This window comes from Novispirillum itersonii, from assembly GCF_014205675.1.
GTDB classification, from domain to species: Bacteria; Pseudomonadota; Alphaproteobacteria; order Rhodospirillales; family Rhodospirillaceae; genus Novispirillum; species Novispirillum itersonii_A.
On sequence record NZ_JACIIX010000011.1, the window covers coordinates 167,034 to 193,837 of the forward strand.

Below are 26,804 nucleotides of genomic sequence, written 5' to 3' on the forward strand. Positions count from 1 at the left end.
ACGGTTAGCGGGCGGAGGGGCATCCTTCCGCCCGCTGTCTTTTCCGGCCCCGCCCTGCCTCAGGCCTCCGCCATCGCGTTTTCAGTCAACGGCTGACAGAAGGCGACGAAGCCTTTGGCCCGGTCCCCGGGCAGAATGTTTCCCGACAGCGGCCCAACGGTCATATCCACCCGCACCACCGCATCCTGCGCGGTGCGCAGGGTTTTGCGCACACGGTACGACCCGATCTGGCCCTCGGTCAGGGCCCGGTGCAGCAGGGCAACCCGCTCCCGGTCTTCCTCCACCGTATAGGGCAGCAGGGTCTCTCCGGCCAGATCGCGGGAGGAGCCGACCCCCAGCAGACGGCAGAACGACGGACTGGCCTCCACCACCCGGGTTTCCGGATCCAGAAAGACAATACAGGCGGCATCCAGCGCCATCAGGCCGCTCAGGCGGCTGTCGGTGATCCGGCGCGACTGCTCCGCCTGATCCCGGGCCGCCACCGCCCCGGCCACCTCGCGGTACCAGTCCATGCCGATACTCCACAGCATCGCCTGCGCCATCCACAGCTGCGCCAGCAGGATGCCGAGAAAATACCCCTGCTGCACCGGGCCGGACGACAGGAACGGCTGGGTCGCCGGATCCGGCATCGTCACCGCCAGCCAGACGCGGGACAGCATCATCGCCGCAAACACCGCATGCGGAACGATCAGCATGCGGGTCACGGTGCGGCAGCGGATGGCATCCCACACAATCAGCCCGGCAATCCCGGCACAGACCAGCGAAATCAGGATGATCCGCCCCGGCAGCGACGGCAGGAGATAGGTCAGCCAGATCTGCAATCCCGCAACCGCCACCAGAACCGGCAACGCCCAGCCCCACGGGAAAATCTGCCCGGTCAGGCGACGCAGGGACAGCCAGTGGCCGCCGTATCCGGCGACAATCAGCAGATTGGCGACGATATAGGTCAGGACATCCGGCGAAGCCCCCCGCACGGCGACCAGCGCGAACCCGGCCCCGAGCAGACATTCCGCCCAGGCCAGCGCCGACAGGCTGCCCCGGCGGTTGCTGACCCGCGACAACACCACGCACAGCGCCGCACAGCCAAAGCTGACCAGCACAAGAACCAACAGCAGGGTCCGCAGATCCAGAATCGTCATCGCGCCGCACGCTGTCCTTCTTCATCCCCTTACCGGCCCCCCTGCGGGGCAGGACCCGGACCGCCCCCTCCTGCGGAGCAGGACCGTCTGTGCGGCTTGCGGGTTTGGCCGGTAATCATATGCCATCATATGCTGTTCCCCCGGCCCTGTCCCCCCGGCTGGCGTAGTGCATTGGAACTATAATTCCACCCCTATCTCCGCCCTTCGTCATAGAAACCATGCCCGACACGACACAACCGGCGGGCAAAACCGCCCCTTGCCTGTCCGACCGCTTGCGGTAGGATGCGGCATCCCGGATAACAGAGACCAGCCGCCACAGCGCGGAAGCCCTATCCACCGCAGCAGGAGGCAGACCGGCCCGTGATCCCCGGCCCCATGAGCCCCGGCCCAGTGCCTCCCGTCCCGGCCCCCGCCGCAGCCACCCTGTCCCTGACAGCGGTGATCGCCGCCGTGACGGATGAGGTGCCGCGCGTGCTGGTCGCCCGGCGGATGCAGCACGCGCTGGCCACCCCGGCCCAGCAGGGGGCGCCGATTCTGGCCGCCGACAGCCGCGACAGCCTGCCCTTCGGCCCGTTTGATCCGGTCAGTCACAACACGCTGGACCATGGCTGCCGCCAGTGGGTGGAAACCCAGACCGGCCTGAGCCTGCGTTATGTCGAACAGCTGTTTACCTTCGGCGGCCGCAACCGCGACCCGCGCGAACTCTACGGCGGCCCCCGGGTGGTGACGGTGGCCTATCTGGCGCTGACACAGGAAGACCGGCTGGCAGGCAGCGGCGAAGCCAGCTGGCGCGACTGGTACGGTTTTCTGCCGTGGGAAGACTGGCGGACCGGCACCCCGGCAATCATCGATCAGGTGATCCGCCCGCATCTGGCCGACTGGGCCGCCAGCGCCCCCGCCCCGGAGGAGCGCCGCCGCCGCACCGAACGGATGGAAACCAGTTTCGGATCCGGCCCGGCCAGCGTGTTTGACCCGGTGCGGGCGCTGGACCGCTATGAAGTGCTGTATGAAGCCGGTCTGGTGCCGGAAGCGCTGCGCGATCAGGCGGAACTGGCGCGTGCCGCCGGGGATGCCGGGGCCCTGCCCGACCCGGTGCGGCTGGCGGTGGCCGCCCGTCTCGGCAGCCCGATGGCTCTGGACAACCGCCGGATTCTGGCCTCCGCCCTCGCCCGCCTGCGCGGCAAGCTGGCCTATCGCCCGGTGGTGTTTGATCTGCTGCCCCCCACCTTCACGCTGCTGCACCTGCAACGGGTGGTGGAGGCGCTGTTCGGCACCACCCTGCACAAGCAGAACTTCCGGCGCACCATCGCCAGTCTGGATGTGGTGGAAGCCACCGGCAGGCTGGAAGCCGTCGGCCGGGGCCGTCCGGCGGAACTCTATAGTTTCCGCCGCGAGGCGCTGCTGGAACGGCGGACACTGGGCATTGGCGTGCCGACCGCCCGCTCCTGCGAGTGACCTGACCCCCGACCCGCCTCGGCCTTAGCCGGGGCTGGCCCGACTCTCAGGCCGCCACCGGCAGCTCCGCCTGTCGCAGGAACTCGGCGACATCCCCGTAGAACAGGTGTTCACAGGCGGCGATCCGGGCATCATCCCAATCCCACCAGCGCAGGCGCAGCAGGCGGGTAATCTGATCCTCGCTGAAGCGGTAGCGCACCACCCGGCCGGGATTGCCGATGACAATGGCATAGGGCGGAACGTCTTTGGCCACCACCGCCCCGGCCCCGATGATGGCGCCGTCGCCGATGGTCACCCCGCTGAGGACCATCGCCCGCGCCCCGATCCACACATCATTGCCGATGCGGATCGGCCCTTTGGTCACCGCATCGCGGTTGCCCTGCTGCGGATGCAGCATCAGGGTACGGAACGGATAGGTGGACGGCAGGTCTGTCGGGTGATCCACCCGCGAAAACAGCATCACCTCCGGCCCGATCGAGCAGAAAGCCCCGATCGAAACCGGTGCCTGCGCCGAAGCCCCCAGCACCATTGACCGCGTCAGCCCATAGCTGCGCCGCCCGAGAGTGACATGATCCGGGACCCGACACCCGGAGTCGTTCCGGCAGAACATTTTCCGCAGGATTTTTTTAAGCGAAGCCATCAGACACCGTCTTTCTGTCGGCGCGTTATCCCCGGCGGCATCCTACACCGCCGGTAATGACCTGTACACCAACGACAAGTGATCTGAATTCCAGACAAAAGGCGTAGACAACCGCCCTCATCCCCGCGTTGCCCCCACCGGCGGCGTGTCGGCACGGCCCGGCAGCGGAAGACCCCATTCCGCGAATTGTTGCAGTTTCGCGTTTTATGCTCTATAAGAGCATTAAATATATGCTCCAACTGAGCATTTATAGAGTGCTCGAAACCAGCATAATTCGACACACCGCCATTCCGGGAGGTCCGGCCCAGCCTGACCGTTGCCGGAAGGTCTGAAAGGGACCGCAGCGTTATGACCGTTCAGCCCCGCCTTGATCTCGATGCCGTTTATGGCCGCATGCGCGACAGCCTGACCCCGGTGGAATGGAAGCTGATCGTCCCGGTGGTGGAGGAAATCCACCGCCTGAAGGCCGAGCGCAATGCCGTGATTCTCGCCCACAATTACATGAAGCCGGAAATCTTCCACGGCGTCGCCGATATCGTCGGCGACTCGCTGGCGCTGGCCCAGAAGGCGGTGGGAACCGAAGCCGACGTGATCGTCATGGCCGGGGTCCACTTCATGGCGGAAACCGCCAAGGTGCTGAACCCGCACAAAGTGGTGCTGATGCCGGACATGCGGGCGGGCTGTTCACTGGCCGACTCCATCACCGCCGCCGACGTGCGGGCCCTGCGGGCGAAACATCCCGGTGTGCCGGTCTGCGTTTACGTCAACACCTCGGCAGAGGTGAAGGCGGAAGCCGACATCTGCTGTACCTCCGGCAATGCGGTGAAGATCGTCGAGGCGATTGCCGCTGAAACCGGCAGCGACAGCGTGCTGTTCCTGCCGGACAAATATCTGGCCGCCTATGTGCAGTCGCAGACGAAAGTGAAGATCATTCCCTTCGATGGTGCCTGCGAAGTGCACGAGCAGTATTCGGCCAGCGACATCACCTCGATCCGTGCTGACTACGATGGTGACATCACGGTCATTGCCCATCCGGAATGCCCGTCGGAGGTGATCGGGGCCGCCGACTTTGCCGGATCCACCGCGCAGATGGCCGACTTTGTCGCCAAAGAAAAACCGGCGCGGGTGCTGCTGATCACCGAATGTTCGATGGGGGACAACCTGATCGCCGCCAACCCGGCGGTGGAATTTGTGCGCAGCTGTCATATGTGCCCGCACATGAAGCGGATCACGCTGGACAACATCGCCGCCAGCCTGCGGACGCTGGAACCGCGTGTCGAGGTCCCGGCCCATCTGATTGAACGGTCCCGCGCCAGCGTTGAACGCATGCTGTCGGTCGGCCGGTAACCCTTTCGAAATCTTAACAAACACTCCGTCGTGACCGGCGGTAGGAGGCGCAGATGTCTGCTCCCGTGGTGGTAATCGGGTCCGGCGTGGCCGGGCTGAGTGCGGCGCTGGCGCTGGCCCCGCTGCCGGTGGTTCTCGTGACCAAGACCGGGGCCCTCGCCTCCGGCTCCACCCCCTGGGCGCAGGGTGGCATTGCCGCCGCGCTGGGGGCCGGGGATTCGCCGGAAATGCATCTGGCTGACACCATTGCTGCCGGGGCCGGGCTGACCGACCCGGTGGTGACCTCCCTGCTGACCCGGCAGGGCGCGGTGGCGGTGCGGGATCTGATCGACCGCGGCCTGCCGTTTGACCGTGACGGCACCGGGGCTCCGCTGCTGGGGCGGGAAGCTGCCCATTCCGTCGACCGTATCATCCATGCTCAGGGCGACCGGACCGGGCGGGTGGTGGCCGACTGGCTGGCAGCAGCCGCGCAGCAGGCCGACCATATCACCGTGCTGACCGACACGCTGGCCACCGATCTGGTGGAGGCTGACGGCCGCATTGCCGGGGTGCAGATCCATGGCCCGGAAGGCTGGCAGGTCCTGCCCGCCCGGGCGGTGGTGCTGGCCAGCGGCGGCTGGGGCATGGTGTGGCGCGATACCACCAATCCGGCAGAAAATACCGGCGACGGTCTGGTGATGGCCGCCCGCGCCGGGGCGATGCTGGCCGATCTGGAATTCATGCAGTTCCACCCCACCGCACTGGCGGTGTCCGATGGCTCCGGGGCGCGGCTGCCGTTGCTGACCGAGGCCCTGCGCGGGGCCGGGGCGGTGCTGCTGGATGCCGCCGGAACCGCCTTCATGGCGGCGGAACACCCGCTGGCCGACCTTGCGCCGCGCGATGTGGTGGCCCGCGCCGTCGGGCAGCGCATCGCCGCCGGCGAGGTGGTGCGGCTGGACCTGCGCCCGGCCCTGAAGGCCAAGGGTGTTGCCGGATTCCCGCAGGTGATGGAAGTCTGCACCGCCGCCGGACTGGATCCGTGGGCTGAACCGGTGCCGATCACCCCGGCCGCCCATTATGCCATGGGCGGCGTGGTCACCGATCCGCGCGGGCGCACCAGCCGCTCCGGCCTGTGGGCCTGCGGCGAAGTGGCCTGCACCGGGGTGCATGGGGCCAACCGCCTTGCCTCCAACTCCCTGCTGGAAGGGCTGGTGTTTGCCCGGCAGGTGGCGGCGGATATCCGCACCACCCTGTCCCGGCCACAGGTGGTGTCGGACACCTCCCTGTCGGCTCCGGTCCCGGTGCTCGTCAGCCCGGATACCGCCGCCGTGCAGACCGTGCGCGCCGCCATGAGCCAGCAGGCCGGTCTGGTCCGCGATGCCGCCGGACTGACCGCCGCCGCCGCCGCCATTGCCGCCGTCCCGGTCCGGCCGTTGGCAGCGGATGCTTCCAGCGGGGCCATCCGGCAGGCGGTGGAAAGCCGGAACCTGCTGACCATCGCCGGGTTGATCACCGAAGCCGCCCTGCGCCGCCGTGAAAGCCGGGGCGCGCACTGGCGCCGCGATTACCCGGAGGCCAATCCGGCCCTCGCCCGCCGCCTGACCCAGCGGCTGGAGGAAGACGGCCAGTCCATCACCGCCGCCGCCGCGCTGTCGGTGGTCGCAACCTGAACCGGTTTCCGTATTCCGTTATCCGTTCTTCAATCCGACTCAGGAGATCCCTGACAAATGAGCATGCCGCACGCCCTGATCGTCGACCCGCTGCTTGAAGGCTTCCTGCGGGAAGATCTGGGCCGCGCCGGGGATATCACCACCGACGCCATTGCCCCGGACGGGCTGACCGCCCGCTGCGCCTTCACCTTCCGGCAGGCCGGGGTGGTCTGCGGTCTGGAGCTGGCGCGCCGGGTGTTCGCGCTGGTCGATCCGACGGTGCAGGTGACCCTGCATGCCAAGGACGGCGACACCATCGCCGCCGGAACCGTGGTGGCCGAGGTCTCCGGCCCGGCCCGGGGCATCCTGACCGGGGAGCGGGTTGCCCTGAACCTGATGGGCCGCCTGTCCGGCATCGCCACCCTGACCCGCCATTGCGTTGATCAGGCTGCTCCGCACGGCACCCGCATTGCCTGCACCCGCAAGACCACCCCGGGCCTGCGGATTCTGGAAAAGTGGGCGGTGCGCGTCGGCGGCGGCACCAATCACCGCTTCGGGCTGGATGATGGCGTGCTGATCAAGGACAACCACATCGGGGTTGCCGGATCGATCACCGAAGCGGTGCGCCGGGTGCGTGACCGCCTCGGCCACATGGTGAAGGTTGAGGTCGAGGTCGATACCCTTGAACAGCTCGCCGAACTGCTGGCGCTGGAAACCGGGGCCGATGCGGTGCTGCTGGACAACATGCCGCCGCCGGTGCTGCGGCAGGCGGTGGCGATGGTGGCGGGCCGCCTGACCACCGAGGCCTCCGGCGGCATCACCCCGGATAACGTCAACGAAGTGGCCGCCACCGGGGTGGACCTGATTTCCCTCGGCTTCCTGACCCACAGCGCCAAAACGCTGGATGTCGGGCTGGACTTCACCAGCCTGTAAGACAGCCCCATCACCAAAAGACCGGGCGCGGAAGGGAAACCCTCCGCGCCCGGTCCTGTTCTGGGGAGCAATATCTTTTTATTCCGGCAGTGCAACATCAACCAGAGTGACTTCGGTCTCTTCCAGTGCCGTCAGGGTCAGTCCGGCTTCCCCCTGCACCAGCAGGCCATCACGGGCGTTGACGGTGACGGTCTTGCCACCGGCTTCGGCAGTCAGACTGCCGTAGGTCGGCACCAGATAAGCCCCACGGCCGTGCAGTGGTGTCACCCACGCGGTGCCTTTCGGCAGAACCCCGCCCAAAACAGCGGCATCCTGCGCAATCGGGATCGCCCCGGCGGCAATATCGGCCTCGCGGCCGGAGGCCAGCGTGTGCAGGGTGCCGGGATCGGTGGGGAAGTCGCGCATTTCCCAGCGCGGGGTCAGGCCGCGGCGGTTGGGATGGATCCAGATCTGAAACAGGGTCATGTCATCGGGATCCAGATTGAACTCGGAATGGACAATCCCGGTCCCGGCGCTCATCACCTGAATGCTGCCCTTCGGCACCCGGCCATGGCTGCCGAGGTTATCGCGGTGGGTGATCGCGCCGTTGCGGACATAGGTGATGATTTCCATGTCGCGGTGCGGGTGGGGATCAAAGCCGCCCCCGGCGCGCACGGTGTCATCATTCCACACCCGCAACGGGCCCAGCCCCATGCGACTGCCATCGTGGTAGTTTGCAAAGCTGAAGTGATAGCGGGCGGAGAGCCAGTCGATCTCAAAACGCCCAAGGGAGTTAAACGGACGAAGGTCGAGCATCGCGGCCTCTCCTGTCAAAAGGGGTGGGGAGTCTGATCCACCGGGCGGTTCAGGGGCCCGGACCGGTGGCAGGGGGGAACACAGGACACAGCGGGCGCACCCCGGTCAGGGGCAGGGGTGCGCCCGATCTGGCTTAACCGTGCAGCTTGGTGGCGATTTCGGCTACATGGCGGCCCTGGAAGCGGGCACCATCCAGTTCGTTGGCGGACGGCTGACGGGACCCGTCGCCACCGGCCAGCGTGGTGGCGCCATACGGGCTGCCGCCGGTCACTTCGGACAGAGTGGTCTGGCCCTGGAAGGAATACGGCAGGCCGACGATGACCATGCCATGGTGCAGCAGGGTGGTGTGGAACGACAGCAGGGTGCTTTCCTGACCGCCATGCTGGGTGGCGGTGGAGACGAACACGCTGCCAACCTTACCGATCAGCTTACCGTTGAACCACAGGCCGCCGGTCTGATCGAGGAAGTTGCGCATCTGCGCCGCCATCATGCCGAAGCGGGTCGGGGTGCCGAAGATGATGGCGTCGTAGCTGGCCAGCTCTTCGACGGTGGCAACCGGGGCATCCTGATTCAGCTTGATGCCCGACTTCTGGGCGATTTCTTCCGGCACCAATTCCGGCACGCGGCGGATATCAACGGTGGTGCCCTCAACGCTGGCGGCGCCTTCGGCAATGGCCTTGGCCATGGTTTCGATGTGACCGTAGGAGGAGTAGTAGAGGACGAGAACGCGGGCCATGGAAGTGTCTCCTGTGCGGCGGGCCGGGATCGGCGCTGCGGGGTGGGGTAGCTGATGGGGCTAAGATACGCCTGTTCCGCGTCTGGACAATCCGGCTCGGGGGAATAAGATTGTCTCCCATATGGAAACAGTCTGCGGGAGGGGACCCGGCATCATGGATCGCCTGTCAGTGATGGAAGTGTTCGTCCGGGTGGTGGACGAAGGCGGGTTTTCGGCGGCGGCACGGCGGCTGAACCTGTCCAAGGCGGCGATCAGCAAGCAGGTGGCGGCACTGGAAGACCGGCTGGGCGTCCGCCTGCTCAACCGCACCACCCGGCAGGTGACCCTGACCGATGCCGGGGCGGTGTTTCATGCCCGGGCCCAGCGCATTCTGGCCGAAGCCGAGGAGGCGGAAACCGAAATCGGCACCCTCGCCGCCGCCCCGCGCGGCATCCTGCGCATCAACGTGCCGATGACCTTCGGGGTCCGGCACATCGGGCCGCTGATGCCGGAGTTCATGGACCGCTACCCGGAGCTGATCCCGGAAATCAGCCTGTCTGACCGCTTTGTCGATGTGCTGGAGGAAGGGGTGGATGTGGTGGTGCGCATTGCGACGCTGACCGATTCCAGCCTGATCGCCAAACGGCTGTGCTGCAATTCCCGCAGTCTGGTGGCCAGCCCGGACTATCTGGCCCGGCGCGGCACCCCACAGCGCCCGGAAGACCTGATCGACCACGATTGCCTGCTGTACACCTACCTGAAGCGCGAAGGCGTGTGGGAACTGACCGGCCCGGGCGGGCGGCAGATTGCCGTGCGGGTGGCCGAACCGAAAATGCGGGCCAACAACGGGGACATCATTCTTGCCGCCGCCCGGGCCGGACAGGGAATCGCCTATTCGCCGCTGTTCATGGCCGGGGATGACATCCGGGCCGGGCGGCTGGTGCCGGTGCTGCCGGACTGGCGGGATGAGCGGGCCTCGGTGTTTGCCGTGCATGCCCACACCCGCTTTGTTCCGGCCAAGGTACGGGTGTTCATCGACTTCCTCGCCGAGAAATTCGCCGGAAAACCGGCGTGGGAACCATAAGGCCCGGATCTGGCAACATTGGTGGGATCATTGTCCTGTCGCCGGAGCGCAGGCCATGGGATGTACGGTCATCCCGTCCCCATCCCGGAGCCTGCCATGCTGGAACTGCGCCCCAACTGCGAACTGTGTGACCGCGACCTGCCACCGGAGTCGGCAGACGCCCGGATCTGTTCCTATGAATGCACCTATTGCGCCGACTGCGTGGAAACGGTGCTGCACAACGTCTGCCCGGCCTGCGGCGGTAACCTCACCCCGCGCCCGGTGCGGCCCCGGCAGGCGTGGCGGGCCGGGAAAAACCTTGGCCTCCTGCATCATCCGGCCAGCGTGATCCGGCGACACAGCCCGTTCCACGCCGACGACATTGCCGCCCACTGCGCCCGGATCCGGCTGCTGCCGCCCGATCAGCGGTAAGGCAGGCCGGTTCTCCCGACGTCTATCCCGACTTCCGCCTGAACGGCCACAGGCTCCGGCTCTCCTCTTCCGGGCGGAAGCGGCGGATCAGCCCCGGATCGGTCGGGTCGGTTTCCAGCCCGGACGGCAGGGGCGGCACCGGATCCAGCACCCACTGGCCGATATCGCGCAGAACCCGCTCCGCCGCCCGGTCACGGGTCAGCATGTGCCAGCCGTCCGGATAGACCACAAACCGCTGCCCCTGTGCCGCATCCAGCGTCCGGGCAGCGGTCAGGGTGGCTTCGGCAGGCACGATCTCGTCATGGGCACCGTAGAGCCACAGCACCGGACCGCGCAGCTGCGGCAGGCGATCCCGGGCCAGATCCATCAGATCGGTGGCCCCATACAGCGACTCCACCCGCGCCCCCTTCAGCACCAACGGGTCCTGCGCCAGCGCCGCCAGCATCGGGTGGTTGTCCGACGGCCACAGGTTCAAGCCCCGTCCGCCCATGGTCAGGCCGGGGGCAATCCGGCCCATCACCGCCAGGGCGGCCCGGGCCGACCATGGCAGCGCTTTCCGGCCCAATACGCCGGGGGCGGACAGGATCACCCCGTCCACCGGCAGGGCCTTGCCACCGGTCATCGCCACCACCGCCACCGCACCGCCCATGCTTTCGCCCATCAGAATCAGGCGCGTATCCGGCCAGCGGGCATGCAGGGCCGCCAGCCCGTCGCGGGCATCCTGCGCCATCTGCTCCGCCCCGGCCCAGCGCCCGGCATCGGGATTGGCCCCGAAACCGCGCTGATCGAAGGCATAGACGGCCACCCCCAGATCGGTCAGCCAGCCCCCAACCTCGGCAAAGGCGTTGGAATAATCGTTGAAGCCGTGCAGGGCCAGCACTACCGCCCGGGGCTGCGGCTGATCCGGCGGCAGCCAGCCCCGCAGCGGCAGGGCCCGGCCATCGCGGGCAATCAGGGCGGTGTCAGTCAGATGTGGAACGGTCACGGCATCCCCCGGCTCAGGAAAGGACGGTGCGCAGGCTGCCAGCACCAGCGCCGACAGCAGCAGCACCACCCGCTTCAGCACCGGGGGCAGAGGCACGGGGCCGCCGCCGCCGGTCAGGCCGCCGACCGGGTCAGTTGCAGGAAAATATCCTGTAGGTCCGCCTCTTCGGTCGACAGATCGGTAATGGTCAGACCCGCATTTTGCACCGCAGCAAGAATTTCGGCAATGCTGGTCTTCGATGGCCGGTAGTGGAACACCAGCGCGTTGCGGGCGGTGTTGAGGGTGGCGTCAAAAACCGCCAGCCCCGGCGGCAGGGCCGACAACGGCTGGGCCACGGTCAAAGTCAGGGTTTTGCCATCCACCTTGCGCAGCAGGTTGGCGGTGGTGTCATGCGCCACCACCTGCCCGTGGTTGATGATGGCGACCTGATCGCACAGTTCCTCCGCCTCTTCCAGATAATGGGTGGTCAGCAGGATGGTGGTACCGCGCTGGTTCATCGCCTTCACCTGCGTCCACAGCTGCTGGCGCAGTTCGATATCCACCCCGGCGGTGGGTTCGTCGAGGACCAGAATCGGCGGGGTATGGACCATCGCCTTGGCCACCAGCAGGCGGCGGCGCATGCCGCCGGACAGGGTGCGGGCGTAGGAGTCGGCCTTGTCACTCAGGCCGACGGTGGCAAGGATCTCATCGGTGCGGCGCTCCGCCTTCGGCACGCCATACAGCCCGGCCTGCACCTCCAGCAGTTCACGCGGGGTGAAGAACGGGTCAAGATTCAGTTCCTGCGGCACGATGCCGATGGCCAGACGGGCGTCGCGTTCCTCGCGGTCCAGATCGCGGTCCCAGATCTTCACGCTGCCGCTGCTCTTACGCACCAGACCGGCCATAATGTTGATCAGGGTCGATTTGCCCGCCCCGTTGGGGCCAAGCAGGGCGAAGAAGCTGCCGCGCGGCACCGACAGCGACACGTCCTTCAGGGCCTGTTTGGCGGGCTGGCTGCCACGCGGGGCGTACTGCTTGTTCAGGCCCCGGATTTCGATCGCGTTGTCGGGCTGGGTCTGGGTCGGTGCCATCGGAACGGGGGTCTCCTGCTGCGGGGGAAGTGACTGTACCGTATTTGGTCGTTGATCGCCCCGGCGTTCTGGGTATCATCCGCGCGTTTGCGGGGTCAATGTCATCGGGAGATAGGACACCATGTCCCATACCGCCACCTATAACGTGACCGATCGGGTCGAAGTTGAATCCATGGAAGTGTCCTGCGACGGCGGCACCCCGGCGCTGGGCCACCCGAAGGTGTACCTGCACCTGGATCCGGACAGCCATGAAGTGACCTGTCCGTACTGTTCGCGCACCTTCGCCCTGAAGGCCGGGGCGCACGTCGGCGGTCACTGACCACCGGACGGACAATACCACAGACAGTGGCCTGCCCCGGCCCACCGGGCGGTGCCGATCATCTGACGGGGAGGCTTCGGTCCTCCCCGTTCGTCTTTTGTCCCGCTTTTTCCGGGCTCCGGTTTGACAGCCCGGAGCCTGACCGGCAGAGTGGGGCATCAGGCCATGCCCTGACACAGGATCCCCCGGTACGGCATCAGGCCGGTACAGCGTTAAGGTTGAAAAATGCAGCATCTGTTTCTGATCGACGGCTCCGGGTTCATCTTCCGGGCCTATCACGCGCTGCCGCCGCTGACCCGGTCAGACGGCACCCCGACCAATGCGGTATCCGGCTTCACCTCGATGCTGATGAAGCTGGTGGAAGACAACACCGCCGACCACATCGCGGTGATCTTCGACGCCGGGCGGCGGACCTTCCGCAATGATCTGTACCCGGAATACAAGGCCCACCGCCCCCCGGCCCCGGAAGACCTGATCCCGCAGTTTCCGCTGATCCGGCAGGCGGTGCAGGCCCTGAATGTCGCCTGCGTCGAAATGGAGGGGTTCGAGGCCGACGACCTGATCGCCACCTACACCCGGCAGGCCCGCGAGAAGGGCATGAAGGTCACCATCGTCTCCTCCGACAAGGATCTGATGCAGCTCGTCACCGATGGCGTGGAGCTGTGGGACGCCATGAAGAACAAGGCGATCAACCGGGACGGGGTGATCGAGAAGTTCGGGGTGCCGCCGGAAAAGGTCGTGGATGTACAGGCGCTGGCCGGGGATTCCGCCGATAACGTGCCGGGGGTGCCGGGCATCGGCATCAAAACCGCCGCCCAGCTGATCGAGGACTACGGGGACCTCGATACCCTGCTGGCCCGGGCCGGTGAGATCAAGCAGCCCAAGCGCCGCCAGACCCTGCTCGACAATGCCGAGGCCGCCCGCATTTCCCGCCAGCTGGTGACCCTGCGCGATGACGTGCCGGGGGTGCAGCCGCTGGAGACCTTCGCCAAGGCGCTGCCGGAAATCGACACCCTGTCGGCCTTTCTGGAGGAGATGGAATTCCGCCGCCTGCTGGTCACCGTCCGGGGACGGCATCAGGCGGCGGTGTCGGAGCCGATGCAGGCGACCACGGCGCTGGATGCCGGCAAGGCCCTGACCGTCGGCGGCAGCCGCAGCGGTCAGACCGTTACCGCCACCGCCCCGGCGGCCACCGCTTACGAGCTGGTGCAGGATGCCGACAGCCTGCGCCGCTGGGTGGCCGCCGCCCACAGTGCCGGGGTGGTGGCGATTGATACCGAGACCACCGGCCTTGATCCGATGACGGCGACGCTGGTCGGCATCTCGCTGGCCACCGCACCGGGGCATGCCTGCTACATTCCGCTGCGTCATGTCTCGCCGCAGGATCAGGGCGACCTGCTGGGCGGTGCCCCCGGAGCCCCGACACAGATACCGGTGGCAGAGGCTGCCGGTCTGCTGCGGGATCTGCTGACGGACCGCAGCGTCCTGAAAGTCGGCCACAACATTAAATACGACCTGCACATTCTGGCGCGGGAAGGCCTGACGGTGACGCCGCTGGATGACACCATGGTGATGTCCTACGTGCTGGACGGGGCCAGCCATGGCCACGGCATGGACGAACTGGCCCGGCTGCATTTCGACCACGACACCATCAAGTTCGAAGACGTCTGCGGCAAGGGCAAGACCCAGATCACCTTTGACCGGGTGCCGCTGGACAAGGCACTGGCCTATGCCGCCGAGGATGCCGACATCACCCTGCGCCTGCACCATTACCTGAAGGCGCGGCTGTTCAACGAACGGATGCTGACCGTCTACGAAACCCTCGACCGCCCGATGGTCAGCCTGCTGTTTGACATGGAAGAGGCCGGAATCCGCGCCGATGCCGCCGCCCTGCTGGCGCTGTCGGAGGACTTTGCCGCCCGCATGACCGATCTGGAAGCCGAGATCCGCACGCTGGCCGGGGAGGAGTTCAATGTCGCCTCGCCGAAGCAGCTCGGCGAGATCCTGTTCGACCGCATGGGCCTGAAGGGCGGCAAGAAAAGCGCCAAGACCGGGGCGTGGTCCACCGATGCCGAAGTGCTGGAGACGCTGGCCGCCGAAGGCCACGCTCTGCCCGCCAGGGTGCTGGACTGGCGCGCCCTGCAAAAGCTGAAGAGCACCTACACCGATGCGCTGATCAAACAGATCAACCCGCGCACCGGCCGGGTGCATACCAGCTTCGCCCAGACCATCACCACCACCGGGCGTCTGTCATCGTCGGATCCCAACCTCCAGAACATCCCGATCCGCACCGAGGAAGGCCGTAAGATCCGCCGCGCCTTTGTCGCCGCCCCGGGCCATGTGCTGATCTCCGCCGACTATTCGCAGGTGGAACTGCGGCTGGTTGCCCATGTCGCCGACATCGCCGCCCTGAAGCAGGCTTTCCACGACGGGCAGGACATTCATGCCATCACCGCCGCGCAGGTGTTCGGGGTGCCGGTGGACGGCATGGACCCGATGTTGCGCCGCCGCGCCAAGGCGATCAACTTCGGCATCATCTACGGCATTTCCGCCTTCGGTCTGGCCCGCCAGCTGGGAATCTCCAACGGCGAGGCCAAGGGCTTCATCGATGCCTATTTCGCCCGGTTCCCCGAGATCAAGGCCTATATGGAGCGCACCAAGGCCGAGGCGCGGGACAACGGCTATGTGCTGACGCCGCTGGGCCGCAAGTGCTTCATCCCGGAAATTCAGGGCAAGAACCCGGCGATGCGGGCCTTTGCCGAGCGGGCCGCCATCAACGCCCCGATTCAGGGCGGGGCGGCGGATATCATCAAGAAGGCGATGGCCGCCCTGCCTGCCGCCCTGCACGAAGCCGGGCTGTCAGCGCGGATGCTGCTACAGGTGCATGACGAACTGGTGTTCGAAGCCCCGGAAACCGAGGCTGACGCCACTGCCACCGTGGTCAAACGGGTGATGGAACAGGCGGCCATCCTGTCGGTGCCCCTGATTGCCGAAACCGGAACCGCCACCAGCTGGGCCGAGGCACACTGAAACCGCCAATAATAATCCTTCTTACCTATATACTTCGGCGGGGTCTCTGCGGCAGGTTAAAGGAACCCGATTTGCATACGGTTCCAACGTCTGACAGTACGAGGCCCCCTGACCATGACACCCCCCCCGAAACCGGCTGAACGGATTCTTCTGGAAGAGATGTTCGCCGCAGCGGTGGCAGCAGCCAAACCGGGGGCGGCGCAGATCGCCGCCCATCTGCCGCCCTTGCCGAAAGGCCGGACGGTGGTGGTCGGGGCCGGAAAAGGGGCTGCGGCGATGGCGGCAGCGCTGGAAGAGGTGCTGCGTGACCGGGCCCCGGACCGGGGCATCACCGGGGTGGTGGTCACCCGCTATGCCCACGGCGCACCGACCCGGGCGATCCGGGTGATCGAGGCCGGGCACCCCAACCCCGACACCGCCAGCCAGCAGGCTGCCGCCCGGATTCTGGGACTGGCGGAAGGACTGGCGGAAGACGATCTGCTGATCTGCCTGATCTCCGGCGGCGGATCGGCGCTGATGGCCCTGCCGGCCCCCGGCCTGACCCTTCAGGACAAACAGACGGTCAACCGGGCGCTGCTGCGCAGCGGCGCCACCATCGATGAGATCAACTGTGTGCGGAAACATCTGTCGGCGATCAAGGGCGGGCGGCTGGCAGCAGCGGCATGGCCGGCCCCGGTGCTGACACTGATGGTGTCCGATGTGCCCGGCGATGATCCGGCGGTGATCGCCAGCGGCCCGACCGTTGGTGACCCGACCACCCGGGAACAGGCGCTGGCCATCCTTGACCGCTACGGCATTGATGTGCCCGCCGCCGTGCGGGCGCATCTGCTGTCCCCGGCCAGCGAAAGCCCGAAACCGGGGGACCCGCGCCTGTCCACCAATACTGGCATCATGCTGTCCACTCCGCAGGATGCGCTGGATGCCGCCGCCGCCGTCGCCCGCCGCCGCGGCTATACCCCGGTGATCCTTGGCGATGCCCTTGAAGGTGAGGCCCGCGACGTCGCCAAGGCCCATGCCGCCATTGCCCGGCAGGTTGGCGAACAGGAGCAACCGGCCCCGGCCCCCTGCGTGATCCTGTCCGGCGGCGAAACCACGGTAACCCTGAAGGGGGACGGACGCGGCGGGCGCAATGCTGAATTCCTGCTGGCGCTGGCGGTGGCCCTGAACGGTGCCCCCGGCATCTGGGCGCTGGCAGCCGATACCGACGGCATCGACGGCGTGGAGGACAACGCCGGGGCAATCCTGACCCCCGACACCCTGCCCCGTGCCGCCGCCCTTGGCCTGTCTGCGTCGGCCTACCTCGATAACAACGACAGCTACGGTTTCTTTTCAGCCCTCAACGATCTGCTGCTGACCGGCCCGACCCGCACCAACGTCAACGATTTCCGTGCTATTGTGGTGACAAGTCAGGACTCTTCCGGGTAAAACCCATAGCAATACGAATGATACCTGCGGCTGGATCCGGTCCGGCAGGTTCGCCGACACCGGTACCGCGCACAGCGACGCCGCCCCACAGGGAGCCCGCACGGCCATGACGCACCCGGCCAGCCCCCACCCCACGCCTGCCGTCCGCACCGGATCGCGCCGCAGCCGGATGGCGGCGGCCTATGCCGTGACCGGGGTGGTGACGGTGGTGTTCCTGCTGGCGGCCATTGCCGGATTTTACCTTCAGGGACTGGTCCGCACCAGCATCGGCAACTGGCAGGACTATCAGGATCACCGGCAGGAACAGCTGGGCTGGCTGCACGACCTGCGGATCGAGATGGGATTCGGCGGACTGTCGTCGCATCTGGCGGTCTATGCCGCCACTGGCGATGACACCGCCCGCTACCGCGCCGATCACTCACTGCGCCGCCTGCACAATATGGTCGCCACCCGGGTTGAAACCGCCACGGCGGAAGAACGCCCCCTGTTACAGGTGATCAAGGACGGACTGGAACGCTATCAGGTCCTGCTGGCCTCGGTGAAAACCCTTCAGGAGGCCGGAGCACGGCGGGACGACCTGATGCCGCTGCTGAACCCCGACCAGACGGCGATGGTCAATGCGCTGGCCCGGCTGGAAAGCCTGACCGCCCTCAACGACAGCACCCACAACGATGAGGTGGAAAGCCAGTTCCACCTGCTGGGCACCCTGCATACCCTGATCCTGCCGCTGGTGGCGCTGACCCTGCTGGCCGCCATCGGCGTGATTCTGCTGATCCGGCGGTTTGAACAGGAAATCCGCCGCCGCGAACAGTCCGATGAACAGATCGACCTGTTCACCGCCCGGCTGCGGCAGGAAATCGAGATGGCCCGCGATGTGCAGACCGACCTGCTGCCGACCGCCGCGCAGGTCAACAGTCTGATTTCCGGTTCCGGCCTCAGCCTCAGCTACCGGCTGCGGCCCTCCACCGAACTGTCCGGTGACTTCTGGATGCCGGTTGATCTCGGGGATGGCCGCATCGGCCTGCTGCTGGCCGACATGACCGGACACGGGCTGGTGGCGGCGATGAACGGCCTGCGGATGACTGACGTGGTCCGCCGCAGCGATGACTATTTTGTCGTCAATGCCTCGCATCTGCTGGCCAATGTCTCCACCGATCTGACCGGCGTGCTGCCGGAAGGACACTTCGCCGCCGCCGTACTGGCCCTGTATGACCCGGCGGGCCATACGCTGGAGCTGGCCGGGGCGGCGGTGCCGCCGCCGCTGCTGTACCGCCATGGCGACGACACGGTGGAAACCATCGCCGTGCGCGGCCTGCCGCTGGGCATCGACGAGGAAGCCCGCTACGACAGCGTGCGGATGGACATTACAGCCGACACCACCCTGCTGCTGTATTCCGATGCCCTGACCGAAACCCCGGCCCAGGACGGATCGGTGCTGACCACCGGCCTGATCGGCAGCTGGCTGCGCGATGCCGCCGTCCGCCGCAGCGCCGACCCCGCAATTGACATCGCCGGAGAGATCTTCGATCAGGCGCTGGAGATGTTGGGAACCGATCTGCCCGACGACCTGACCATCATTGCCCTGACCATTCCCGGCACCCGGCCGGAAGCCCCGCCGATGTCCGGACTGTCCGCCTTTGTCGCGGCGCTGGACCGCGACCCCTGACCACTACTCCGCCCTGCCCCGTCCCCGGGGCCGCCCTGAGGAGCCTTATGACCGTGAGCCTGACCCTCGTTCACTTCACCGATCAGGACCTTGCCGCGTTGTCGGCCTTTTACGGCCTGATCGCCGATGATCTTCAGGGCATTCTCGACCGGTTCTATGACCGGATCAGCACCGCCCCGGAAGCCGCCCGCATCCTCAGCGGGGCCGGAAACCTCCAGCGCCTGAAGGATGCCCAGAAACAGCACTGGAAAAGCCTGCTGACCATGGGCTTCTCGCCGGAGTATTTCGAGCGCGCCCGCCGGATCGGACTGGCCCACGAACGGATCGGCCTCAGCCCGTCGTTTTACATGGAATCCTACGCCATCCTCAGCGAGGAACTGTTCGCCGCCGCCTTCGCCCGGGCCGGACGCCGGGGGCGGGATACGCTGATCCGCACCATCGGACTGGTCAACCGCGCCATCATCATTGACATGGAAGTGGCGGTCTCCACCTACTTCGATGCCGAGAAGGACCGCAACCAGCGCCGCCTCGACACTCTGGCGGATACCTTCGAAAACTCGGTGGCCAGCAGCACCCGGGCGGTGCTGGACAAGGCGGGCAGCATCATCCGTAATGCCAGCGATGCCGCCACCCATCAGGATACCGGCTCGGGCCGCACGGTGCGGGTGGCCCGAGCCAGCCGGGACCTGACCGACCGGGTGGAAACGGTGGCCGCCGCCACCGAGCAGCTGTCCGCCAGCCAGAACGAGGTGGTGGCCGCCATTGAACGGTCCGACGCCGCCACCCACAACGCCCTGTCCTCCGCCGAGGAAACCGTCCGCCAGATGCAGGAGCTGACCGCCGCCGCCGATGCCATCGGCAAGGTGGTCGATCTGATCAACCAGATTGCCGGGCAGACCAACCTGCTGGCCCTGAACGCCACCATTGAGGCCGCCCGGGCCGGGGCGGCGGGCAAAGGCTTTGCCGTTGTCGCCAACGAGGTGAAAAACCTCGCCAGCCAGACCGCCCGCGCCACCGATGACATCCGCCGCCAGATCGGCTCGGTCCAGACTCAGGTCGCCCGCGCCGCCCAGTCCATCAACAGCATCACGCAGGTGGTGACCGACGTTGCCCGCAACAGTCAGGACATCAATACCGCCGTCAGCCAGCAGAAAGCCGCGCTTGACGAAATAAACGGGAGCGTTCAGATCATTTCCGGGGATCTGGGGAATGTAACGGACCTGGTGGCGGCGATCACACAGGACTCGCTGAAATCCTGCGGGACCGTGATTGAAATCGTCTGGGCCGGGGATGACCTGTCGGAAACCGCCGATATTCTGTCGGCACAGACCCGTGATTTTCTGGATGCCATTAAAACCCAGTCCGGACACGGGCCGGGCTGACCCCTGCCAGTCTCCGGCCGCCTGTCTCCGGGCTCCCTCTCTCCGGCTCCGGCTGTTCGTCCCTGTGTCATAAGGCCAGTTCCATGGATTACACCGTCACCTCCTCCGGCGACACCCGCACCGCCTCCCTGAAAGGGCGGCTGACCTTTCAGGAACAGCGGCTGTTCCGCACCCTGATCGAAGATATGTTCTCAGAGGCGGCCGCCCGCTATGTGATTGACCTGAAGCAGGTGGAATACATTGATTCCTCCGGCCTCGGCATGCTGCTGATCGCCCGCAAGCGGGCCCAGCAGGCCAAGGCGGTGATCGCCCTGACCAACGTACCGGCCAACGCGCGGGAAACCTTCACCACCGCCCGGTTTGAAGACCTGTTTGAGATCAGCGGGTAAGGCAAGGCGGTGTCAGCCCCCTCCTTTCCCCCCGCCCCGGCACAGCCGGAGGCCCCCTCAGGCCCGGTCCCGCCCTCTGGCGGTGCCGGATGCCTCTGCCATGACGGCCCCGTGAGACCGGACATCATCCGGGCGTTCATCCGGGGGGAGTTCCCGATCCTGATCGACAGCCCGGCAGGAAGCCCGCCGCCCGACGGCGACGCTCTGGACACTCTGCTTGGCAGCCTGCGGCACACGGGGGAGGAGATTCTGCTGGCGCTGAGCCTGCACACCCTCAGCGCCTATGAGCATGACGTCTCCGCCGCCATCACCGGGGCCATGCTGCGACAGGGCCTGATCACGGCGGACATGGTGTCACGCCTGCGCACCGCCCTGCATGAGGCGGTGGCCAATGCCCTGATTCACGGCAATCTTGAACTGCCCTCCCCCCGCCGGGACGAACTCAACGATTTCGTCTCTTTTGGGGATGCAATCTCCGCCCGGCTGGCCGATCCGGCCTATGCCCGGCGACGGCTGTCGGTTGTCGTCTGTGCTCCGGCAGATCCGGCAGAGGGGCTGCGGCTGCATATCCACAATGAAGGGCCGGGATTTAATCCCGCCGCCCTGCCCCCACAGGAACGGCGGAGCCCGGAGCGGGCCCATGGCGGATGGGCGCTGATTCTGGCCGGATGTGACCATGCGGTGTTTACCCCCGATGGCCGCATCCTGACCCTGACCCTGCCCCCCGCCTGACAGCCTTCAGCCTTTACCCCTTCAGGCGCAGCATCGCCTCCGCATGGGTCCGGGCATCCCCGGCCGCCAGAATATGGCCGTCAGACATCTGCCCCAGCGGGCCGCCCTGCCAGTCGGTGATGATGCCCCCGGCCCCCTGAATCACCGGCACCACCGCCGCAAAGTCATACAGCTTCATCCCGGCTTCACAGACCACATCGACAAACCCGGTGGCCAGCAGACCATAGGCATAGCAGTCCGCCGAATAGCGGCGCATCTTCACCGCCCCGTTCAGCCGCGCCCAGGCCGCCGCATCATCGCCGGTAAACAGCGCCGGATCGGTGGTGAAGGCCACCGCCTGCCCCAGACCGGCACAGTCGCGGACCGAGATCTCCCGACCATTCAGGGTGCTGCGCTGACCGTTGACCCCGACCCAGCGTTCGCCGGAAATCGGCTGGTCGATGATGCCCAGCACCGGCACCCCCTTGTACAGCAGGGCAATCAGGGTGCCGAAGGTCGGCATGCCGGTGATGAAGGACTTGGTGCCGTCAATCGGATCCAGCACCCACACCCAGTCGGCACCGGGGTTGACGGTGCCGTGTTCCTCGCCGACCAGACCGTCGTCCGGGCGCTCGGCCAGCAGCAGGGTGCGCATCGCCATTTCCGCCTCGCGGTCGGCGACCGTCACCGGGCTTTCGTCGGCTTTGTCGTCAACCGACACCAAGGTGCGGAAATAGGGGCGGATGACCCCACCGGCCGCATCCGCCAGCCGGTGAGCAAGGTCAAGGGTGCCGTCAGGCAGTGCAATCGCGGTCATGATCCCCATGCTGTACCCTTCCCCGCCCCGGGCCGCAAGCCCCCGGCTCCGGCAGACCTGTCCGGCCATAAACATTTTGACGATCCGGGGGTGGACGGGGCTAAATGGGCGCCCTGTTCTGGCCACTCCCCCTTGAAAAGGCTCTGGCATGTCTACGCTGTCCGTTTCCCCGCTGGTGGTGATTCCCGCCCGTATGGCGTCAACCCGCCTTCCCGGCAAACCGCTGGCCGATATCGCCGGGGCACCGATGATCGTGCAGGTGTGGCGGCGGGCGATGGAGGCGGCAATCGGCCCGGTGCTGGTCGCCTGCGCCGAGCCGGAAATCGCCGACGCCATCACCGCCGCCGGTGGGCAGGCGGTGCTGACCGATCCGGATCTGCCCTCGGGATCGGACCGGGTGTGGCAGGCGGTGCTGCGGTTTGATCCGCAGGCCCGCCATGACGTGATCGTCAACGTTCAGGGCGACCTGCCGACACTGGACCCGGCGCTGGTGCGGGCGGCGCTGGAGCCGCTGGCGGATCCGGCTGTTGATCTGGCAACGCTGGTGGCGGAAATCACCGAGCCCGAAGAGCGCACCAACCCCAACGTGGTGAAGGCGGTGACCGGCCTCAGCCGCACCGACCGGCAGGGCCGGGCGCTGTATTTTACCCGGGCCACCGCCCCGTGGGGGGATGGCCCGCTGTGGCACCACATCGGCCTCTATGCCTACCGCCGCAGCGCGCTGGAACGCTTTGTCAGCCTGCCCCCCAGCCCGCTGGAGCAGCGCGAAAAGCTGGAACAGCTGCGGGCGCTGGAAAACGGCATGCGCCTTGACTGTGTGCGCGTTGACACCGTTCCGCTGGGTGTCGATACTCCTGCGGACCTTGAAAAGGCCCGGCAGATCCTGTCGGCCTGACGGGGACAGATTTTTCTCAACCCCCAGATTCTCAACCCTCTGACAACGAGACAGCAATGACGACCTCTCCGGAAACCACCATTGCCTTCCAGGGCATGCCCGGCGCTTACTCCCACCTCTCCTGCCGGGCGGTGTTTCCGGAGTTTACCGCCTTGCCCAGTGCCTCGTTTGAGGACGCCTTCGCCAACGTCCGCGAAGGCCGTGCCAAGTATGGCATGATCCCGATCGACAACTCGGTGGCGGGCCGGGTGGCGGATATCCACCACCTGCTGCCGGGCTCCGGGCTGCACATCATCGGCGAACATTACCAGCCGGTGCACCACCACCTGCTGGCGCTGCCGGGCACCAAGATCGAGGACATCCGCGAGGTGCGCAGCCATGTCCACGCGCTGGGGCAGTGCCGCAAGCTGTTCCGTGAACTGGGGCTGACCCCGGTGGTGGCCGCCGATACCGCCGGCAGCGCCCGGGAAGTGGCAGAACGCGGCGACCGCCACATTGCCGCCATCGCCTCGGAACTGGCGGCGGAAACCTACGGTCTGGTGTCGCTGCGCGCCAACATCGAGGATGCCGCCCACAACACCACCCGCTTCATCATCATGGCGCGGGAAGCGGTGGATCCCGGCCCGAAGAGCGGCCCGGTGGTGACCAGCTTCGTGTTCAAGGTCCGTAACGTTCCGGCGGCGCTGTACAAGGCGCTCGGCGGGTTCTCCACCAATGGCGTCAACATGACCAAGCTGGAAAGCTATCAGATTGACGGGCAGTTCGTGGCCACCCAGTTCTTCGCCGAAGTGGAAGGCCACCCCGATGACCGCGCCGTGCGGCTGGCGCTGGAGGAACTGGACTTCTTCTCGCGGGAGGTGCGGATCCTTGGGGTTTATCCGGCCCATCCCTACCGCTTCCTCTCCCGCGCCAAACTGGACGCCGGGGAATAACAGCAGATAACCGGCGAAGCCCTCCGCTTCGCCGGTTTTTTTCAGGCCATTTTTTCAGACCGGGACCGCCACCGGCATCCGGGCGGTGACCGACAGCACGTCGGCGGAAACCGGGTCTGCCGAAAACTCCATCATCTCGATCACCTGCGTGAAGGTGAACGGGTAGCGGAACAGGCGCAGACCGGCACGGGTCAGCACCTGTGCCATTGCCAGCGGCAGCCCCGGTACCGCCAGAACGTTGACGCACCAGCCGTCCTCGATGGCGAAACGGTAGGCTTCCTCCGCCGTGTTGAAAACGATGATCTGCCGCATGCGGTCGCGGCGCAGCAGGTGCAGGCCACAGGCTGCGGCATCCTCCACCAGATCCGCCCCGGTGGCCGGAACCGAGGACCGGGCAAAGGCATGATCGGCGGCCCGGGCCACCGCCCGGCGCACCGGATTGCGGCTGTGGCGGAACAGGCTGTCGATCTGCTCCAGCAGCGGTTCCGCCCCTTCGTTGGTCGAGGTCGCCACCGACAGCACCCCGCCGGGGGCCAGCAGCCGCGCCGCCTGCCGCAGCAGGGCCCGGCGGCGGACATAGGCCAGAATGAAATGGGCCAGAACCAGATCAAACCCCCGGACCGGCAGATGCTCCGCCGCCCGGCTGGCACAGGACAGGACCGGCATCAACGGCACCCGCTGTGCCGCCAGAGACAGCATGGCCGGGGAAATATCCAGCCCGGTCAGGACCAGCGGCGGACCGTCTGCAAGGCTCAGGGCCTCCCGCAGGGCCTCCAGCAGCGCCCCGTCACCAACCCCCAGATCCGCCACCCGCAGCGGATCGCTCCGCCCGGCCCAACGCTGCCGCTGCCGGTCCAGAACCATCCGGTTTTTGGCAGCGATCAGCCCGGTCTCGGAGTTATAGGTGCGGGCCACGCGGTCATGCAGATCCGTCCTCGTCACAGCCTGTTCATGCCTCCGGTTCACCCTCTTCAGTCACCGGGCCAGAGGTGCTAAGCTGGCGGTGCTTCACTCCTGCCATCCTGGCCTCCGGCCCCCGTGACTGCGGTAACCGTAACCGTGCGCAGAGTGACGCCAAAGCCATGCCCCTGAAAGATCAACCGGCGGCGAGATCAGCCCTTCCGCCGTCAGCAGACCTGCCCCTGCTGCTGCGTGACCTGCCTCCGGCGGTCCGCTCCGCTGTCCTGCCCCTGCTGGAACGCCTTGCCATACCGCCGGGTGGCTGCATCCTGCGGGAAGGGGACCCGTCCGATGCCCTGTACCTGCTGATACGGGGGCAGGCGGTGGTCAGCAAAGATCAGGGCGGTCAGCCGATGCTGGTCGGGCGGCTGTCCGCCGGGGACAGCTTCGGCGAGGTCGGCCTGCTGACACAGGAACCGCGTTCCACCTCGGTCCATGCCGATGGCCCGGCCGATGTCTGGCGGCTGCCGCAATCGGCGCTGGACCACCTGCGCCGGACCACCGGCACCGACCTGTTGACCCAGTCGGCCCGCCGCCATGCCACGGCACTGGGGGAGCGGCTGGCCCGGGTCAACACCATCGCCGCCGAAACCATGCAGCGGCATCTGGAGGAATTCCGGATGCGGGTGGCCTTCGGTACCCTGTTCAGCAACATCATCCTGCTGCTGTTTCTCTATGTCTCCGGGTTGGGTCTGCTGCGCTATCTTACGGCGGCCGGGGCCTCCTCCACTCTGATCTCCGCGCCGCTGCTGCTGGCGATGGCGGCCGGGGCGGCGGGGATAGCCCGCCTCAGCGGTTTTTCGGCCGCCACCTTTGGGTTCACCCTGACCCGCTGGCGCTGGGTAATCGCCGACAGCCTGCTGTGGACCGCCGTGTTCTGTGCTGCCGTCACCGCTGCCAAGGCGCTGCTGCTGGCGCTGGAGTACCCCCGCCCCGGTCTGGCGCTGTTTCAGCCGTGGGTGTCCGCCGAAGGCTGGCAGGCCACCCTGCTGGCCTACGCCCTCTACACCGTCCTGTCGCCGGTACAGGAGTTCATCGCCCGCGGCCTGTTGCAGGGCAGTCTTCAGAAGATGCTGGCCGGGCGGGCGGTGGGGCTGCGGGCGGTGCTGCTGTCCAACGCGGTGTTCTCGATCTGTCATCAGCATCTGGGCACCGGCTATGCGGTGGCAGTGTTCCTGCCCGGTCTGTTCTGGGGCTGGATGTATGCCCGTCATGGCTCCCTGCTGGGGGTCAGCCTGTCCCACATCCTGATCGGCCTGTGGGTGACCGGGGTGCTGGATCTGGCCAGCATGGTCTGAACAGGCACTTTTAATCGATTTATCCGATGATTTGTTCCGGCAGAAGTCATTAGCCTGTCTGGGGCTTTTTTGGCAAAGTCTTCCCATGCAGACGACACAGGGTTACAGCCGCTCTGCCGAGACTTCAAAAATCAGGAAGGGGTACATCATGACCGCCATCGATATCGGAATCGCCGAAGACCAGCGCCAGAAGATCGCCGAAGGTCTGTCCCGCCTGCTGGCCGATACCTACACCCTGTACCTGAAGACCCATAACTACCACTGGAACGTCACCGGCCCGATGTTCAACACCCTGCATCTCATGTTCGAGACGCAGTACACCGAACTGTCGCTGGCGGTCGATCTGATCGCTGAACGCATCCGCGCCCTTGGCGTGGTGGCCCCGGGCTCCTACCGCCAGTTCGCCGCCCTGACGGTGATCAAGGAAGACGACACCGTGCCGTCGGCGCAGGAGATGCTGGCCACTCTGGTGAAGGATCAGGAAGCGGTGGTCCGGACCGCCCGCTCGATCTTCCCGCTGGCCGACGAAGCCCACGACGAACCGACCGCCGACCTGCTGACCCAGCGTATGCAGGTGCATGAAAAGACCGCGTGGATGCTGCGCGCCATGCTCGGCTGATCATATCCCCCGAGGCCCGATGCAAAACCCCCGCCGGATCCGCTCCGGCGGGGGGTTTCTGTCTTAGAGCGCCGAGCCTGAAACCCGAATCAAAGTGATTCCCATGTGGCCTGTTTTGTGATTCACCTTTCTTGGAGGTGGATCATGGGCAAGAGCTAC

25 protein-coding genes are annotated in these 26,804 nt (G+C 66.6%); 17 read left to right on the plus strand and 8 right to left on the minus strand.

Annotated features, from left to right (window positions below; genetic code table 11):
• Positions 1-59 precede the first annotated feature (59 nt).
• A complete protein-coding gene (locus FHS48_RS14645; protein ID WP_184264329.1) occupies positions 60-1,139 on the minus strand; it encodes a PAS domain S-box protein in 1,080 nt (359 codons plus the stop codon).
• 390 nt (positions 1,140-1,529) lie between these two features.
• On the opposite strand from FHS48_RS14645, the gene FHS48_RS14650 reads away from it, so the two are divergent.
• Positions 1,530-2,594 (plus strand): NUDIX hydrolase, encoded by a 1,065-nt coding sequence (locus tag FHS48_RS14650; RefSeq protein ID WP_311769148.1) that lies wholly within the window; start codon positions 1,530-1,532, stop codon positions 2,592-2,594.
• A 46-nt stretch (positions 2,595-2,640) separates the two neighbouring features.
• Here the strand turns inward: FHS48_RS14650 and FHS48_RS20490 are convergent, their stop codons facing one another.
• Positions 2,641-3,234, minus strand: a complete 594-nt coding sequence (locus FHS48_RS20490; protein ID WP_184264333.1) for a CatB-related O-acetyltransferase — start codon at positions 3,232-3,234, stop codon at positions 2,641-2,643.
• 348 nt (positions 3,235-3,582) lie between these two features.
• On the opposite strand from FHS48_RS20490, the gene nadA reads away from it, so the two are divergent.
• From nadA to nadC, 3 genes are read left to right on the plus strand one after another with little or no spacing between them, the layout of a single operon-like run.
• Positions 3,583-4,581: a quinolinate synthase NadA gene (gene nadA, locus FHS48_RS14660; RefSeq protein WP_184264334.1), complete on the plus strand. Its 999-nt coding sequence runs from the start codon at positions 3,583-3,585 to the stop codon at positions 4,579-4,581.
• A gap of 53 nt (positions 4,582-4,634) precedes the next feature.
• Positions 4,635-6,230 carry an L-aspartate oxidase gene (locus FHS48_RS14665; protein WP_184264336.1) on the plus strand — a complete coding sequence of 532 codons (1,596 nt, stop codon included), beginning with the start codon at positions 4,635-4,637 and terminating at the stop codon, positions 6,228-6,230.
• Positions 6,231-6,287: 57 nt separating this feature from the next.
• Positions 6,288-7,142, plus strand: a complete 855-nt coding sequence (gene nadC, locus FHS48_RS14670; RefSeq protein WP_184264338.1) for a carboxylating nicotinate-nucleotide diphosphorylase — start codon at positions 6,288-6,290, stop codon at positions 7,140-7,142.
• Positions 7,143-7,220: 78 nt separating this feature from the next.
• On the opposite strand, the gene FHS48_RS14675 is transcribed toward nadC, so the two are convergent.
• Entirely contained in the window at positions 7,221-7,937 is a 717-nt protein-coding gene (locus tag FHS48_RS14675) for a pirin family protein (protein ID WP_184264340.1), read from the minus strand.
• A 133-nt stretch (positions 7,938-8,070) separates the two neighbouring features.
• Positions 8,071-8,673, minus strand: a complete 603-nt coding sequence (gene wrbA / locus FHS48_RS14680; RefSeq protein WP_184264342.1) for an NAD(P)H:quinone oxidoreductase — start codon at positions 8,671-8,673, stop codon at positions 8,071-8,073.
• 154 nt (positions 8,674-8,827) lie between these two features.
• Between wrbA and FHS48_RS14685 the strand changes: the two genes are divergently transcribed.
• Both FHS48_RS14685 and FHS48_RS14690 read left to right on the plus strand, forming a co-directional pair.
• A complete protein-coding gene (locus tag FHS48_RS14685) occupies positions 8,828-9,736 on the plus strand; it encodes a LysR family transcriptional regulator (RefSeq protein ID WP_184264344.1) in 909 nt (302 codons plus the stop codon).
• 96 nt (positions 9,737-9,832) lie between these two features.
• A complete protein-coding gene (locus FHS48_RS14690; RefSeq protein WP_184264346.1) occupies positions 9,833-10,147 on the plus strand; it encodes a DUF1272 domain-containing protein in 315 nt (104 codons plus the stop codon).
• Positions 10,148-10,169: 22 nt separating this feature from the next.
• Here FHS48_RS14690 and FHS48_RS14695 read toward each other — a convergent pair whose 3' ends face one another.
• Positions 10,170-11,228, minus strand: coding sequence for an alpha/beta hydrolase (locus FHS48_RS14695; RefSeq protein ID WP_311769149.1), 1,059 nt, complete (start codon positions 11,226-11,228; stop codon positions 10,170-10,172).
• 17 nt (positions 11,229-11,245) lie between these two features.
• Positions 11,246-12,202, minus strand: coding sequence for an ABC transporter ATP-binding protein (locus tag FHS48_RS14700; protein ID WP_184264347.1), 957 nt, complete (start codon positions 12,200-12,202; stop codon positions 11,246-11,248).
• Between the two features lie 121 nt (positions 12,203-12,323).
• On the opposite strand from FHS48_RS14700, the gene FHS48_RS14705 reads away from it, so the two are divergent.
• The 7 genes from FHS48_RS14705 to FHS48_RS14735 all read left to right on the plus strand — a co-directional run bounded on the left by FHS48_RS14705 (position 12,324) and on the right by FHS48_RS14735 (position 21,145).
• Complete coding sequence (locus tag FHS48_RS14705) at positions 12,324-12,521, plus strand: zinc-finger domain-containing protein (RefSeq protein WP_019645550.1); 198 nt, start codon at positions 12,324-12,326, stop codon at positions 12,519-12,521.
• A 225-nt stretch (positions 12,522-12,746) separates the two neighbouring features.
• The gene (polA, locus tag FHS48_RS14710; protein WP_184264349.1) at positions 12,747-15,551 is read left to right on the plus strand and encodes a DNA polymerase I; all 2,805 of its coding nucleotides are present in this window, start codon (positions 12,747-12,749) and stop codon (positions 15,549-15,551) included.
• Between the two features lie 114 nt (positions 15,552-15,665).
• On the plus strand, positions 15,666-16,976 hold the full coding sequence (locus FHS48_RS14715) for a glycerate kinase type-2 family protein (protein ID WP_184264351.1): 1,311 nt from the start codon (positions 15,666-15,668) through the stop codon (positions 16,974-16,976).
• Between the two features lie 106 nt (positions 16,977-17,082).
• Positions 17,083-18,642 (plus strand): PP2C family protein-serine/threonine phosphatase, encoded by a 1,560-nt coding sequence (locus tag FHS48_RS14720; RefSeq protein ID WP_184264353.1) that lies wholly within the window; start codon positions 17,083-17,085, stop codon positions 18,640-18,642.
• 53 nt (positions 18,643-18,695) lie between these two features.
• Positions 18,696-20,024, plus strand: a complete 1,329-nt coding sequence (locus FHS48_RS14725) for a globin-coupled sensor protein (protein WP_184264355.1) — start codon at positions 18,696-18,698, stop codon at positions 20,022-20,024.
• Positions 20,025-20,107: 83 nt separating this feature from the next.
• A complete protein-coding gene (locus FHS48_RS14730) occupies positions 20,108-20,413 on the plus strand; it encodes an STAS domain-containing protein (RefSeq protein ID WP_184264357.1) in 306 nt (101 codons plus the stop codon).
• Between the two features lie 111 nt (positions 20,414-20,524).
• Positions 20,525-21,145 (plus strand): ATP-binding protein, encoded by a 621-nt coding sequence (locus FHS48_RS14735; protein WP_184264358.1) that lies wholly within the window; start codon positions 20,525-20,527, stop codon positions 21,143-21,145.
• 13 nt (positions 21,146-21,158) lie between these two features.
• On the opposite strand, the gene hisN is transcribed toward FHS48_RS14735, so the two are convergent.
• Positions 21,159-21,950, minus strand: a complete 792-nt coding sequence (gene hisN, locus FHS48_RS14740) for a histidinol-phosphatase (RefSeq protein ID WP_184264360.1) — start codon at positions 21,948-21,950, stop codon at positions 21,159-21,161.
• A 139-nt stretch (positions 21,951-22,089) separates the two neighbouring features.
• Here hisN and FHS48_RS14745 point away from each other — a divergent pair, with 139 nt between their 5' ends.
• Together FHS48_RS14745 and FHS48_RS14750 are read left to right on the plus strand one after the other, a co-directional pair.
• Positions 22,090-22,836: a 3-deoxy-manno-octulosonate cytidylyltransferase gene (locus tag FHS48_RS14745; protein ID WP_184264362.1), complete on the plus strand. Its 747-nt coding sequence runs from the start codon at positions 22,090-22,092 to the stop codon at positions 22,834-22,836.
• A gap of 56 nt (positions 22,837-22,892) precedes the next feature.
• Positions 22,893-23,768 (plus strand): prephenate dehydratase, encoded by an 876-nt coding sequence (locus tag FHS48_RS14750; RefSeq protein ID WP_184264364.1) that lies wholly within the window; start codon positions 22,893-22,895, stop codon positions 23,766-23,768.
• A 54-nt stretch (positions 23,769-23,822) separates the two neighbouring features.
• Here the strand turns inward: FHS48_RS14750 and FHS48_RS14755 are convergent, their stop codons facing one another.
• Positions 23,823-24,710 carry a class I SAM-dependent methyltransferase gene (locus tag FHS48_RS14755; RefSeq protein WP_184264366.1) on the minus strand — a complete coding sequence of 296 codons (888 nt, stop codon included), beginning with the start codon at positions 24,708-24,710 and terminating at the stop codon, positions 23,823-23,825.
• Between the two features lie 140 nt (positions 24,711-24,850).
• Here FHS48_RS14755 and FHS48_RS14760 point away from each other — a divergent pair, with 140 nt between their 5' ends.
• On the plus strand, positions 24,851-26,026 hold the full coding sequence (locus tag FHS48_RS14760; protein WP_184264368.1) for a cyclic nucleotide-binding domain-containing protein: 1,176 nt from the start codon (positions 24,851-24,853) through the stop codon (positions 26,024-26,026).
• A gap of 148 nt (positions 26,027-26,174) precedes the next feature.
• Positions 26,175-26,645 carry a Dps family protein gene (locus FHS48_RS14765; protein ID WP_184264370.1) on the plus strand — a complete coding sequence of 157 codons (471 nt, stop codon included), beginning with the start codon at positions 26,175-26,177 and terminating at the stop codon, positions 26,643-26,645.
• Positions 26,646-26,804 lie beyond the last annotated feature (159 nt).

What these genes read in the sequence shown, in the direction of transcription:
- FHS48_RS14700 (WP_184264347.1), bottom strand. Translation starts at nt 12,202, where the DNA reads ATGGCACCGACCCAGACCCAGCCCGACAACGCGATCGAAATCCGGGGC.
- FHS48_RS14720 (WP_184264353.1), top strand. Translation starts at nt 17,083, where the DNA reads ATGACGCACCCGGCCAGCCCCCACCCCACGCCTGCCGTCCGCACCGGA.
- wrbA (WP_184264342.1), bottom strand. Translation starts at nt 8,673, where the DNA reads ATGGCCCGCGTTCTCGTCCTCTACTACTCCTCCTACGGTCACATCGAA.
- FHS48_RS20490 (WP_184264333.1), bottom strand. Translation starts at nt 3,234, where the DNA reads ATGGCTTCGCTTAAAAAAATCCTGCGGAAAATGTTCTGCCGGAACGAC.
- FHS48_RS14765 (WP_184264370.1), top strand. Translation starts at nt 26,175, where the DNA reads ATGACCGCCATCGATATCGGAATCGCCGAAGACCAGCGCCAGAAGATC.
- FHS48_RS14705 (WP_019645550.1), top strand. Translation starts at nt 12,324, where the DNA reads ATGTCCCATACCGCCACCTATAACGTGACCGATCGGGTCGAAGTTGAA.
- hisN (WP_184264360.1), bottom strand. Translation starts at nt 21,950, where the DNA reads ATGGGGATCATGACCGCGATTGCACTGCCTGACGGCACCCTTGACCTT.
- FHS48_RS14745 (WP_184264362.1), top strand. Translation starts at nt 22,090, where the DNA reads ATGTCTACGCTGTCCGTTTCCCCGCTGGTGGTGATTCCCGCCCGTATG.
- nadC (WP_184264338.1), top strand. Translation starts at nt 6,288, where the DNA reads ATGAGCATGCCGCACGCCCTGATCGTCGACCCGCTGCTTGAAGGCTTC.
- FHS48_RS14750 (WP_184264364.1), top strand. Translation starts at nt 22,893, where the DNA reads ATGACGACCTCTCCGGAAACCACCATTGCCTTCCAGGGCATGCCCGGC.
- nadA (WP_184264334.1), top strand. Translation starts at nt 3,583, where the DNA reads ATGACCGTTCAGCCCCGCCTTGATCTCGATGCCGTTTATGGCCGCATG.
- FHS48_RS14690 (WP_184264346.1), top strand. Translation starts at nt 9,833, where the DNA reads ATGCTGGAACTGCGCCCCAACTGCGAACTGTGTGACCGCGACCTGCCA.
- FHS48_RS14685 (WP_184264344.1), top strand. Translation starts at nt 8,828, where the DNA reads ATGGATCGCCTGTCAGTGATGGAAGTGTTCGTCCGGGTGGTGGACGAA.
- FHS48_RS14665 (WP_184264336.1), top strand. Translation starts at nt 4,635, where the DNA reads ATGTCTGCTCCCGTGGTGGTAATCGGGTCCGGCGTGGCCGGGCTGAGT.
- FHS48_RS14730 (WP_184264357.1), top strand. Translation starts at nt 20,108, where the DNA reads ATGGATTACACCGTCACCTCCTCCGGCGACACCCGCACCGCCTCCCTG.
- FHS48_RS14760 (WP_184264368.1), top strand. Translation starts at nt 24,851, where the DNA reads ATGCCCCTGAAAGATCAACCGGCGGCGAGATCAGCCCTTCCGCCGTCA.
- polA (WP_184264349.1), top strand. Translation starts at nt 12,747, where the DNA reads ATGCAGCATCTGTTTCTGATCGACGGCTCCGGGTTCATCTTCCGGGCC.
- FHS48_RS14675 (WP_184264340.1), bottom strand. Translation starts at nt 7,937, where the DNA reads ATGCTCGACCTTCGTCCGTTTAACTCCCTTGGGCGTTTTGAGATCGAC.
- FHS48_RS14645 (WP_184264329.1), bottom strand. Translation starts at nt 1,139, where the DNA reads ATGACGATTCTGGATCTGCGGACCCTGCTGTTGGTTCTTGTGCTGGTC.
- FHS48_RS14715 (WP_184264351.1), top strand. Translation starts at nt 15,666, where the DNA reads ATGACACCCCCCCCGAAACCGGCTGAACGGATTCTTCTGGAAGAGATG.